The organism is Nocardia sp. NPDC058705, from assembly GCF_042749305.1.
Classification (GTDB): Bacteria; Actinomycetota; Actinomycetes; order Mycobacteriales; family Mycobacteriaceae; genus Nocardia.
Genome location: NZ_JBHYRN010000021.1, coordinates 22,617 through 35,513 on the forward strand (window position 1 = coordinate 22,617; position 12,897 = coordinate 35,513).

Here is a 12,897-nt window from a genome sequence, read left to right on the forward strand (position 1 = left end):
CATAACACCCCGCCTCTCATCTCCCCAATTTTCAGGCAAACGTCTGGCACCGCGGAATTGCAATTCGATTACATTACCCGCCAACGCTTCTCAACATTTCCCATCACTTCTCACAGCGAATTTCTCCCCTTGTCAGAGACTATTTCGCCGGTGACAAATGAAGCATGGTCGCAACAATTCACCGGGTCACCGCAGGCAACGGATACAACTACTACTTACGCAATATCGCCGCCAACGACAGCACCGCGCGTGGGCGTTCCTCGCTGGCCGACTACTACTCAGCCCACGGCGAAGCGCCTGGGCGATGGCAGGGGAGCGGACTCGCCGCGGTCGGCCTCGCGCCGGGTGCGGAAGTGACTGAGTCACAGATGAAGTCACTGTTCGGACTGGGCATCCACCCGAACGCCGAACAGATCGAAGATCAGGTCTACTCGCACAAGATCACTCTGGGGGCCAATGACCGTGAAGCCACCCGCGCCGCCGAGAAAGCATCGAAACTAGGCAACAAGTTCTCCGTCTACGAGGCTCACTCGCAGTACCGGCAGCAGTGTTCCGATGCCTTTCGCGCACACAATTCCGAGCAGAACCTCGGACCGACTACCGCAATCCCGGACGACGAACGCGCACGAATCCGCACACAAGTCGCCACCGAAATGTTCACCGCCGAGTACGACCGCCCACCATTGAATGCCCGCGAATTGTCGGGTTGGGTAGCGAAGAACTCGCGTCCGAAACACTCTGCCGTCGCCGGTTTCGACATCACCTTCAGCCCCGTCAAGAGCGTCTCAGTGCTGTGGGCGCTCGCGTCACCCGATATTTCGCGCCAGATCGAGGCCGCACATCGACGCGCGATCGAGGATGCGTTGACATGGTTGGAGCGCAATGCGATCTTCACCCGGTTGGGCCGCAACGGGATCCGGCAGGTCGACGTCGACGGGATCGTCGCCGCGGGATTCACCCACCGTGACAGCCGTGCGGGCGATCCCGACCTGCACACCCATGTCCTGATCGCCAACCGCGTCCGCGCCCTCGACGGTAAATGGCGCACGCTCGACTCCAAGACCCTGTACGAAGCCGTGGTCACCGCCTCGGAGATCTATGACTCCCGAGTCGAGCACCACCTCGAAACCGCCCTCGCTCTGCAGTTCGAACCCCGGCCCGGGCGCACCCCCGAGCAAGTCCAGATTCGTGAAATCGTCGGGATCCCGTTGGAACTGATCGAAGCGTGGTCGCAGCGGGGTGTTGCGATCGTCGCTCGCCTCGACCAGCTCACCGCGGCATTCCAGACGACCTTCGGGCGTGAACCCTCACCGAAGGAGATCTATGACCTGTCGGACCGCGCGACGTTGGAAACTCGTCCGAGCAAACACCTCTCGACCTCACTCGCCGAGCAGCGCGTCACCTGGGCCGCGCAGGCCAGGCAACTATTCGGTGGTCGTGACGGCGTCGAAGACATCGTGACGCGCGCGGTGTCGGTGCCGCCGATACCGCGCCCGCATCCTGATGCCGCGTTCATCGCCTCGGCTGCCGAACGTGCGCTGACAGGGGTCTCGGCCAGGCGCTCGACCTGGGGAGTGTTCAACCTCCGCGCCGAGGTCGAACGCCAACTCCGCGGCCGAATCGCATCTGCCGACTGGAACTGGATACCGGAAAGTGTTGTCGCCGAGGCACTGTCACCGCCGTCAGCAGTTGCGCGCGGTGACCCCGACCTCGCTGAGCAACCGGTATTGCGAGCGGTGCCGACGTGGTTGGGTCGCAGCGACTCCACCGCCGTCCATGTCCGTGCGAACTCCCAGATCTACACCACCGAATCCACCCTGGACGTCGAAGTGGCACTGATCGCGCTCTCGGTCGAGCCCGGCGCTCGCGTCCTGGACGCCGAACTGGTGGCCAAATCCGTCTTCGACTACAACACCACGAACCCGGAGCGACCGCTCAATGCCGGCCAGATCGGTGTCGTCTCGTCCTTCGCCACCTCCGGTCTCCGCGTCCATACCGCCAACGCGCCAGCCGGAACCGGCAAGACCACGGCGATGCAGGTGCTCACTGCCGCATGGCATTCCGGTGGCGGAACAGTCCTAGGAATGGCACCCACCGCAGCTGCGGCTGCTGTTCTGGGTGAGTCGATCGGCACCCGTGCCGAGACCGTCGACAAACTCCTCGACGTCATCAACCGACACACCCCGAGCCCGGACAGCCCAACCATCGCCGGTGATCATCCACCGTCGTTGCCCCAATGGGTACTCGACATCGACGACCGAACACTGGTGATCGTCGACGAACACGTCAAACTCGGCAACACCAAACGCCTGCAGCTGCTGCGGTTCCTGTCTGCGCGCGGAGCGACGGTGCGCTGCATCGGCGACGACAAGCAGCTGCCGGCGATCGAAGCCGGTGGCGCCGACGCCGACATGAACGCAGCCTCGCCTGAACAAACCCTGACGCTCTCGCACGTCGTCCGGTTCGCCTCCACGGGCGAAGCGACCGCCTCGATCGGGCTACGCGAGGGCGACCCGTCCGCGCTGGCCTGGTATCTGGACAACGATCGCATCCACGCCGGGCACACCGGATCGGTCTACGACGACACCTACCAAGCCTGGTCCACCGACGACCTCGAAGGTCGCGACACCGTCATGCTTGCACCCACGCACGATGTCGTGACCGCGCTCAACGCCCGCGCCCGCGCCGACCGACTCGCTCGAACCGACACCGAAACCGGTCCAGAAGTCGTCCTCGCAGACGGTCTGTGCGCTTCGGTCGGTGACACCGTGCGCACGCGACGCAACAACCCGAAGCTGCGTTTCGGCGACCACGACTGGGTCCGCAACGGCTACTCCTGGACCGTCACCGACGTCCACACCGACGGTTCACTGACCGTTTCACACCGACACCGCGGCACCAACAGCGACAAAACGGTGCGGCTGCCGGTCGACTATGTGCGCACGCACGTGCGCCTCGGGTACGCGTCGACGATCGATTCCGCGCAAGGAATCACCGCCGACACCTGCCATGTCGCGCTGTCCGGACGCGAATCCCGCCAACAGTTCTACGTCGCGATGACCCGCGGAATCCACGCCAATCACGTCCACATCGTCACCGCGCTCGACGGCGCCGAAGGCGCGATCTACACCGAACCCGCCACCTACCCGCGCACAGCCATCGAAGTCCTGCACCGCGTGATGGCTCGCGACGGTGCACAAAAGTCCGCGCACACCGCCCTCCGCGACGCCCTCGACCCGGCCTCGAGGATCGGTCGCGCGGTCGATATCTACCTCGACACCCTCGGCCTGACTGCCGAACACGCACTCGGCACCGACCGACTCGAAGCCCTCGACCACGCCGCCGACACCGTCTACCCGAACCTCACCGACAGCCCCGCCTATCCGATCCTGCGCCAGCACCTCGCCCTGATCGCGCTCACCGGCACCGACCCCATCGCCGCGCTCCGCACCGCCGCCGCCCAACGCGAACTCGACACCGCCGATGATCCAGCCGCGGTTCTCGACTGGCGCCTGGACCCGACCGGTGCCCATTCCGCAGGCACCGGTCCTTTGGCCTGGACTCCTGGACTCCCGAACCAGACAGTTGATCGTGCTGTCGCCGAACCAGTTCGGGCACGCGAAAAGATCGTGATCGATCTCGCCGCGCAGATCCGCGCCACCGCACAACGCTGGACACCGAGCACCGCACCCGCATGGGCACGACCACTATTGGGCACCAACCCAGCGTTGCTCGGCGAGCTCGCGGTGTGGCGAGCCGGACTACACGTCCCCGACACCGATACCCGACCGACCGGACCACCCCGCCACATCGACCTCGAACGCCACCACCAACAGCGCCTCGAGCACCGCGTCATCGACGCCTACGGCGATCCGACGCTTCCACGCAACAGGTGGGCCGAGGTCATCGACCGCATCGATCCCCGCATCACCACCGATGCCTACTGGCCCGCTGTCGCTGACAAGATCGACCTCGCAGACCGCGCCGGGCTCGATATCACCACCCTGCTCACCGATGCCGCCGCACACCACCCATTGCCCGACGAGATGCCCGCCGCCGCTCTGTGGGCACGCCTGGAACTCGAGCCCTCCGCTCTCGACACCACCGGAGCCGACCTCCTCCGGCCAGAGTGGCTACCCGACCTGGAAGCAGTTCTCGGCACCCACATGGCCGAACAGATCACCACCGAACCGGCATGGCCACGCGTCGTTGCCGCCGTCGAACGTGCGACCAGCACCTGGACCTCACACGATCTGCTCAGCACCGCCTACGAACTCCTACAAAGCGCCCAACCCGACGACGCCGCACCGCTGCGTCCCGACCAACTCGCCGCCGCCCTGGCCTGGCGCGTCGACGCCCTCCACCACCACACTCCGACACCCCGGCCGACCGCACCCACCGTCGCCGAAACAGGCACAACCGCCACCGATTACGAACAGCCACCGGCGACCGACGCCGCCGAGAACCGCCCACCTTCCATTACAGACAAGGCCACCAGGTCGGACCACACCGAACACCCCACCCGCGACGACACGACCCCCGGGATCGAAGACATCGCACGACTGTTCGCAGCGGGGCGGATCACCGAAGCAGTCGACACGTTCCGACGCTTCAACAACGCACTATCCGAGGAAGAACGCAGCGTCCTGACCGCCGTCGCGGACACCTTGTACCAGAACAGTTTTCCGGTCGCACGTGCTCGACTGCGCTGGGCCGCAGACCAATTCCCGCACCATCGTGAGCTGATCCGAGCGTGCACGCCAACGACCGATCCACACACCTTCCGCCGCGAGACCGGCCCCGATCGTGAACGAACCCGCCCCGCCCTCGACCATCGCGAGCACACCGACCACACGCTCACACCATCCGTGTTCGACCCGATCCAGGCAGCGGGCGACGACGCCTTCGACACCTATCTCGCTGCCGCGGAATCGTCCGAGAGCACTGCATCAGGGACGAGCGAGCGACCTCGAACAGCGGTTGCAGGGTTCCCGATCGACTACGACCTGGCCGCGATGCCCACCATCGCCGGCCTCGCGTGCGTCGACTGCAGCATCGAGCGCCCCCGCAACGCGATCATCCCGGTGCCGCCGCGCCGCTACGACGACGGCCTGTGCCACTCCTGCCGCGACAACGACCGACCAGGAATCCCCGACCACGACCCAACCGACCACATCACGGTGCGATGCGCCCACATCGCCGAAACACACTCTGCACCCGCGGCACTAGCGATGCTGCGCCGAGACTGGCGAGCCCTCGACGCCGCCCGGCGCGCCACCATCGAACAGTGGCTACACGACAACCCGCTCACCGAGCCGCCACTACCAGTGCTCAATTCGCTGCAACGGCTCACCGATCACGAACTCGTCGAAGCGATCGAAGGCCTGCAGCAACGACTCGGAAACATCGCCACCGAGGCCGACTTCTTCGCACCCATCCGACACGATGAAGTCGACATCGAACCTGATCCGGCCGTGCCCGACCACCAACACGCGGCCGACCGCGCACAACAAACCGCGCGACAGTGCGCCAACGAACTCGACATTGCCATCCGTCGACTTCACTCCGCCTCGGTTGCACTCGACAGCGCGCGCGACGAATTCGATGCGCTCTCGGTTGCACGGCGTCGCCAGCGCAAGACCCTGCAAGAACACATCAACACCTTGACCGGTGAACATCGCCAACACGCCGAAGCACACCAACATGCCCGCGCCGCCGCGCGCGCAGCCAACCGCACTGCCAACGAACTGGCAGCCCGCGCCGAACACATCGCAATCGAAGACGAACATCGCCGCCTCGCCGATCATGCCCGAGCCAACGACAACGACGGTGCAGCACGCGACGCAGCTGTCGAAGCGCTACAGCAGACCATCAGTTCCGAACTCGCCGACCACCGTGAAGAACATGAGAGGCGACACGCGCTGACGCCCTCGCAACGGCATCAGGAGGAGCGTGCACGCCTCGAATTCACCCTGAGGGCCGAGTATTTCGATCGCGAGGAGTATCTCAACCTGGAGGTCAACCCACAGATTCGACGAACAGGCCTGGGTCCATAGGCGACCGATCTGACAGCGGACGGACCTATTCACTTCGTGTGCGCCAAATACCGCCGGGGGACCCACCAATGCGTCAACCGACTAGAAGATCGAACGGTGCCGGTCATCGGCATATACAGCGCGGCGAAAGCCACAGCAGGTTGCGGAATACTGATTTCGTCGATCGGGCGTCCGCGTTGTACTCTGGAGCCCTTGCCTTCGCACGGTGAGGTCACGGAAGTAGACCCGCCCATGTCATTCAACCCCGGCCAGCCTGTCGCGACGGACCCCGGCCTGTTCCCCATTCCGGTGGGGCCGGCGCGTCGAAAGGTCATCCAGAAGTACCGTGCATTGGCCGAAGCGATTGGCCGCACGTGGACCGCGACGGTCAGAAGTGATGTCGCCCTGCACCCAGGGAGCAGGTTCGACATCGATTGCGAGCAGGTCGTGATCGACGCGGCCAACGCACTGGTCATCGCCCGCACCATCGACCAGGAGTTCGAGGGTCTCCTGGCTCCGAACGATCAAGAGGCCTACAAGAAATTCCGCGACGATGACACGGACGGACGAATTGTGCGTGGGCTGACGCTGATTCGCAATGCCGACACCCACGCGGATTCGGTGATCGAGATGGATTCGAATCGAGTGGTCGGCGGCGCAGGTGGCTGGCGGGTCTTCCCGGTCTGGAAGGAGCACGCCGATCTGCCCGTCGAAATTCAGAATCTCCATCGCACCGCTTCTGGCGTACACAAACGCTACCGAGACTGGGTCGCGGGCAGACTGGTGGTGGAAACCTTGCTGGACGTCATGCGTTTCTTCGATCGGTGCGATCCGTCACTGGCGCGTCGCTCGGAATCGGGAGACCTCCAGGGCTTTCCGCTCATCGAGATGGGAGCTCAAGGGTATGACTGTCTCCATCCGTACTGGCTGCGGGAAAACGAGCTCAGCGAACAATTGTTGGATCGCTTCATGGCCATGGCGCCGACTGGGGTCGGTCGTCGGATCCACCGCGCCGTACCTCGCATCGACACAACCTTGCTCGTGGGCGTTACCGTGCTGAGCCACTACAGGATGTCGTTCATCGAGTCGGCCGAACAGGTGGCTCGCGATATCGCGGGAGGGTACGTCTACACAGCAGCGACGAATGACGGCGACGTTCCTGTGATGCTATGCGACGGAGTGCTGATGCTTGGAGTAACCGCCCTTGCCCAGGCCGACCTGGCCGCGATCAGCGACGAAGGGGCACTCGCCCAAGACGGCACCGACGACGACATCTGCGCCTCCTGGGAGGCGCAGATGTCCGACGCATTCTGGTACCGCGAGCATCGACGCCCGGCTTTGTGATAAGCAGTGGAACTTAGCTGGTTGGGGCAGGTCACGCTGTCACCGGATCGTGCAGCAGTCCCATGCCGGAGACAACAGCGCGTCGTCGGGCGGCGCCGCGAGTCGCGCAGGGCCTTCGATAAGATGTTGCTCGGTGTATTGAATCCGCGCTGCGGGTGCGCCCACAAGTATTTGAACCCCTGGTTGTGCGGGGGTGTTGGTTCGGGTCTTTCGGTGTTCACATCGCTACCAAAGTGCCTCGCATCGCCCGATCACGTCGGCGTAGGCACGGATCCTGTCGAAGTCGGCATTCCGGAACATCTCGGTCTCGCGGCTGTGGACGGGTCTGCCATCTCGCGCTCGTGGATAGGACAAGTGCGCTCCGTCGCACAACTGACGGGCGTAAGTTTTCACTAAAGTTTCGGCCCGGCTCAGATCCTCCGACGCCATGGTCGCGGTCTTCCACTCCCGCTCGACAGTGAGCCGGTGACGCTCAGAAATCTGCCTGTGCAGCGCAGTGCGGCGTCGAGTCCACCACTTCGTGGTTTTGCCTACCTTGACCCAGTCGCCGGTCAACCCCAGCACATACACGCATCCAAAAGAACCATCTTCGGGATACTCGGCCTCGCCGGTCGCGTCATAGTCGAGTAACCAACGCTCGTACTTCCAATCCAGATAATCCGGAACCAGTCGTACTTCCGCGTTCGCCAGCTGGTTTAGAACCGCGCTGAATTTGCCATGCTCGTCGATCCTGCCATTCGGGCCGGGCGTGGCGCTCATTCCACAGTGCCCAAACAGTGGTTTGGGCACGTCGAACCGGTCTCGCGCTCGGGTAGATAGCCATCCATGACGGCAAATGCGCTGAATTCGATGTTGAGTGGCGCATCGCACTGGACACAGTTGCGTCCAGAAAGCGTTGTAATCCGAACTGTCCGTGTCATGGCATGAGAGTACGTCCGGACACTGACAGCGATGCCTACGGCATGGCGGACCAGGGAGGGGCGTGGCGGAAAGGGCTTCGTTGTCCGGCCTCGGTTGGTCGCGATGGTTCGAGTGCGCGTCGCTCACGGATGTTGTTCGCCCAGAACCGATCTAGGCACCTCTGTGTCGGGGGCGTGCACCGACTCAATGGCTGGTCAGCAGGCGGCGACCGTTGCGGCGGTGAGCAGCACCACGCTTGTCGGTGGTGGTTGCTAACGTTGCTGCTGTGATCAGGCGGTTCTACCCGCGGGCATGCAAGCATCTCGAGGCGGCGCGAGCGCGCGATTCCGAGATGGCCGCACTCTGGAAGTCGCTCCTCGATGGGCCGTTCCTCGACGACGAGGTCGTGATCGATCCCGATCACACCGGGCGAATCGTCATTTATGCGGACTGGCCAGCTGATAGCCGAATGCGGCTGACGGAGCTGTTCCGGCACTGCGTCGATGAACTTTGGGGATGTCTGGACTCGCTGGTGACCGAGTCGGTCGAACAGTTCAGCGTCCTGCATCGTCCTCGAAATCCACAGCAGCCTCGATACTTTCCCATTGCCGACTCTGCCGAGGGACTGGAAGCGTTACTGGCCGAGTCCTGTCTCGACGGTGTCCCTATGCGCCAGGTCCAGCTCATACGTGATTGCCAACCCTTTCTCGGGCCATCCGAACACGCGATTGTCAGCAGGTTCCGCACAGCGCTGGGTCAGCTTCTGGAATGGGACCACCACCTGGAGTCGGGTGTTCAACTCCGTGCCTGGACGACCCCAGTTTTGCCCGAGCTCCGGACCCAAAGCCCGGTGAGGGTCGCGGATTTCACTGTTTCCGAACCTGGCGAACTGATCGATGAGCGCGTTGTCGCAACCTTCCGGCTCGAGAACTACGACTCGGTCGACAGCGTGGCTGCCCGGTCCCGGACGATCGTCGACTTGTGCCTGCCCGAGGGATTTTCACCAGCCGACCACGACGACAGCTTCCACCAACGGCTCAACGAGGTCTTCGACGCCGTCAAGTACGTCTGTGCCTACTTTGCGCACTTGTCCGAAGAGGCCGAGCACCCTCGACAAGTCCTGCTGGGAAGCCGCGCGCAACCACGAGCAAGCTGGTACGACGCAACACAGTCGCCCTGGCAGTGGAGCGCCGAAGAGCTGACGGCGGTTGCGGAATCAGACTTCGGCGTGGGGCGAGTCGCCAATGAAACCGATGACCTCATCCTTGTTGTCGACACAGGCGACGGAACTTTCGAGCGCGTCATCCCGCGGGTTTCACCGGTGCGTGCCCATCCACAGGTCGGAATCGCCGCCGAAGCAGCCATACGCGATGCCGCTGCAACCTGGGGACTCCCAGACTTCGTGACGGTGCCTAGCGTCGAACGCAAAGGTAAGGGCGTCCGCGAAATCAGTGACGGCCTGCTCGTCGTCGGTAAACACGGAGTCATCGTCCAGTCCAAGGCCCGCGAGACTGAGCCCGGTTCGTTCGAGCGGGAAAGGTCATGGATCGACAAGAAGATTCGAGAAGCCACCGGCCAAGTCAAGGGCACTGCTCGGCGGTTGTCGCGTGAAGCGACACTGATGAAGAACGGTCGCGGTCGCACCGTTCGAATCGACGGTCCTGTCATCGACTGGGTCGGTGTCGTCGTCATCGAACATCCAACCCCGCCGTCGAGTCATCCCATTCCCGCGGTCGACTGCGCCGTTCCTGTGATCGTGTTGCTGCGGCGCGACTGGGAGTTTCTGTTCGACCAGCTCCGTTCGACCTACGCGGTGGTCAGCTACCTGCATCGCGTAGGTGAATCGGCCGAGATCCTCGGAACCGAGCCCGAACGGTACTACGAACTCGCGCGAGCAGATCGAGACGCGGCACCTACCGTCGTTGATCCACACCTGATCGGACCTGGGGTGCGGCAGTCGCTCCCATTGCTGCCGACAGCCCCTGCTGGCAGCGACGACGACGAAGCTCACGGCATGGTGCGCATCATGCTAGAAGACATCGCCACCAGCGCATTCGATGCCGACCGCATCGACGTTCTACAAAACGTCCTTGCCTCGATCGATAGTCTGCCGGTCGGCTATCGCACCGAACTCGGTCGGCTTCTGCGCGATGAACTGGCCGCCGCCCGAACCGTAGCTGACGGCGCGATCAGCTGGAGGTCTCGGATCTTCGCAGGAATGCCCGACGAGACCCAACTCGGTTTCGCTGTCTGTTCCGTACTGACTGAGGAAACACGCGCCAGCTTCATTGCCTGGCTGGAGCTTCGTCACCACGAGCGATGTGAGCGACTCAGCACCTACGAGCTGGTCTCAATCGGCGTCCTGCTCACGCCACGTGCAGACAGCTACCGCGAGTGGGACACCACAATGAGTGCAATACATGGCGATCTTGAGCTCACTGAGAATGAGTTGCGCCTGTACCAGTCGGTTTGGAATACCCGGGACGCGGAGAACTAGTCCTTGCTGTCTCGGGTCGTTCGCCTGGCTTCCATCCTGGAGGAGCCTCGGCGTCCAGGACTACGACCGAGCGCGGCTCAGTTCCTTCAATGCCGCGTCCCAAGGCACCGTGCCGAGCCCCCCGTCGATATGGACGAAGCGCACGCCCCACTCGGACAGTTTTTTCACCGCCTCGCGGATCGCGGGGAACGCCATCTGCTCGGGTTTTGCATGTGGCACCGCCACGACCGGACGACCTCCGCCGACAGCCTCGACCAGCATCGCTAAAGGAAGTGTGTCGCCGATCCCGCAAGCCCATTTGGCCAATGAGTTCGACGTGATCGGCGCGACGATCAGTGCATCAGCCGGAGGCAAGAGGTCTACGGTCCCTGGTTCCTTGAACTGTGAGCGCACAGGATGCCCGGTCTCGGCCGCAAGTGCCGAGACGTCGATGAACCGAGCGCCGTTGGGCGACGCGACCACGCACACGTCCCATCCGTCGGCCTGCGCCAGCCTGACCAACTCACCGACATCGCTCGCCGGGGTAGCACCTGTCACGATCGCGTACAACACCGGAGTTCGCTCAGCCATAGCCCCATCGTCGCAGGCGTCGGGAAGATCGGCACTGCTAGGCCGGAACCACGCCCACTCGTTGTGCCAGCCGACCCAAGTCGCCAGTAGTCAGGTCACGCCGCGCTTTGCGCATCATGTGCCCGACGAGCTCTCGAACATGGGTCATATTCCGAACCTGCTGTGGTGCAGTATGTTCTGCCCGCAGAAGGGCGTTTATCGAGGCTGGATAGTTTCGTTTCATCGATTGCGCGCGACCGACTTCGACGAAGTACTGCGCGGTCCGCCCCGCAGTTGGCAATGTGTGGGGATCGAGCTGGCGCGCCATGTGCAGCACGGTATCGGGGTCACGTACTTCCATTGCTGCCGACATCCTCCAGAGCGCGACGTTCGGGGGGCCGAACGTCGGATTCCCCAGAATCGATGGCGCCCCTGATGCTGGCGCCGTGTCCAGTCGTGTTGCTTGGTCGGCAGCCTCGTCCAGGTGCGTTTGCGGGTTGCCGCCGCTGGCTGCGGTCACTAGTGATGCCTGCAGGTGCAGCATGCCGAGTGTCTGTACTTCGCCGACGGTCCGAGCAGTCGATGCCATTCTTTTGGCCGTGTCCTCAGCACAATCCAACGCTGCTTTCAACGCTCCGGGGCGGGAGAGCAGGACCTGGCTGCGGGCGAATGTCGCCGCCGCATGCCCTGGTCGGCTATCGATCATCTGGGATGCGCGTTCAGCTTCCTGCGCCGCCGACCATGCCACAGCCGTGTAGCCGCGGGCTCGCATAGCGATCGACGTACTGAACGCGACCTGAGCCAGCGCGTCCCACGCTGCGTATTGGTCGGCCGTAGATCCGTCGCGTGTTTGCCGATACAGGTCGGTGAGCAGCGCGGGCAACATTGGCGCGAGGGTGGCGTACTCGCATTCCATCTGCAGTCGAGCGGCGTGTTTGCTCGCTGCGACGAGAAAGTCGGCACGGCGCGTCGGGGCCGTGTCGGTGACGTTTCCTGCGGTCCAGAACGCCGTTTCGATATCCGGCACTGCAGCATGAAAATCTGTGACGGGTGTGCCGAGGCGTTCGTGTTCGTGCCCGGTGAGGTCGCCGATGTCGACCGACAGCGCTGCGGCGAGCGCGTGTAGAAGCTTGCGGGAATCGACGGGTCGTTCGCCTGCCTCATATTTCGCGATGGCTCCACGGCTGACACCGACGCGATCGGCAAGAACCTGTTGGGTGATTCCGCGGCGAGCACGGATCGCACGGACTTGCCGACCGACGAACATGTCGCCGTGAGCGATTCCGGTCATCTACTGCTCCCATTCGTGTACGCGAGCGATCAGCATCGCTTTGCCCCGTTGTGCCCGTGTCCCGCAGTGGGACAAAGGTCGTCGCCGACTAGCTCACTCTCAACTGATGCCACCACCATCGATAGCGATGATCGGAATACGCGCATATCGCTCATCCCGTATTTCACACGCAGACAACGGCTTCCAGCCGATCACCCACCTTGGGGGCACCGGCAGTTCCTACGGCAATCAACCCGAACCCCCTCCAGTATCTAGCCATAGTCCGGGATCTGTCGATGTTT

Annotated in this window: 6 protein-coding genes; 3 read left to right on the forward strand and 3 right to left on the reverse strand. The window is 63.4% G+C overall.

Features of this window, described 5'->3' with window-relative positions; translation table 11 throughout:
* Nucleotides 1-164 precede the first annotated feature (164 nt).
* Nucleotides 165-6,056, forward strand: a complete 5,892-nt coding sequence (gene mobF, locus ACFW6D_RS22315; RefSeq protein WP_379330997.1) for a MobF family relaxase — start codon at nucleotides 165-167, stop codon at nucleotides 6,054-6,056.
* 231 nt (nucleotides 6,057-6,287) lie between these two features.
* Nucleotides 6,288-7,379 carry a hypothetical protein gene (locus tag ACFW6D_RS22320; protein WP_379330999.1) on the forward strand — a complete coding sequence of 364 codons (1,092 nt, stop codon included), beginning with the start codon at nucleotides 6,288-6,290 and terminating at the stop codon, nucleotides 7,377-7,379.
* A 225-nt stretch (nucleotides 7,380-7,604) separates the two neighbouring features.
* Here ACFW6D_RS22320 and ACFW6D_RS22325 read toward each other — a convergent pair whose 3' ends face one another.
* Nucleotides 7,605-8,138, reverse strand: coding sequence for a hypothetical protein (locus tag ACFW6D_RS22325; RefSeq protein WP_379331001.1), 534 nt, complete (start codon nucleotides 8,136-8,138; stop codon nucleotides 7,605-7,607).
* 427 nt (nucleotides 8,139-8,565) lie between these two features.
* On the opposite strand from ACFW6D_RS22325, the gene ACFW6D_RS22330 reads away from it, so the two are divergent.
* Nucleotides 8,566-10,776: a hypothetical protein gene (locus ACFW6D_RS22330; RefSeq protein WP_379331003.1), complete on the forward strand. Its 2,211-nt coding sequence runs from the start codon at nucleotides 8,566-8,568 to the stop codon at nucleotides 10,774-10,776.
* A 60-nt stretch (nucleotides 10,777-10,836) separates the two neighbouring features.
* On the opposite strand, the gene ACFW6D_RS22335 is transcribed toward ACFW6D_RS22330, so the two are convergent.
* Both ACFW6D_RS22335 and ACFW6D_RS22340 read right to left on the reverse strand, forming a co-directional pair.
* A complete protein-coding gene (locus ACFW6D_RS22335; protein ID WP_379331005.1) occupies nucleotides 10,837-11,346 on the reverse strand; it encodes a flavoprotein in 510 nt (169 codons plus the stop codon).
* A gap of 37 nt (nucleotides 11,347-11,383) precedes the next feature.
* Complete coding sequence (locus ACFW6D_RS22340; RefSeq protein ID WP_379331007.1) at nucleotides 11,384-12,616, reverse strand: helix-turn-helix transcriptional regulator; 1,233 nt, start codon at nucleotides 12,614-12,616, stop codon at nucleotides 11,384-11,386.
* Nucleotides 12,617-12,897 lie beyond the last annotated feature (281 nt).

Bases quoted from the DNA above. Each gene is read 5' to 3' on its own strand.
- ACFW6D_RS22335 (WP_379331005.1), bottom strand. From the start codon at position 11,346: ATGGCTGAGCGAACTCCGGTGTTGTACGCGATCGTGACAGGTGCTACC.
- ACFW6D_RS22340 (WP_379331007.1), bottom strand. From the start codon at position 12,616: ATGACCGGAATCGCTCACGGCGACATGTTCGTCGGTCGGCAAGTCCGT.
- mobF (WP_379330997.1), top strand. From the start codon at position 165: ATGGTCGCAACAATTCACCGGGTCACCGCAGGCAACGGATACAACTAC.
- ACFW6D_RS22320 (WP_379330999.1), top strand. From the start codon at position 6,288: ATGTCATTCAACCCCGGCCAGCCTGTCGCGACGGACCCCGGCCTGTTC.
- ACFW6D_RS22325 (WP_379331001.1), bottom strand. From the start codon at position 8,138: ATGAGCGCCACGCCCGGCCCGAATGGCAGGATCGACGAGCATGGCAAA.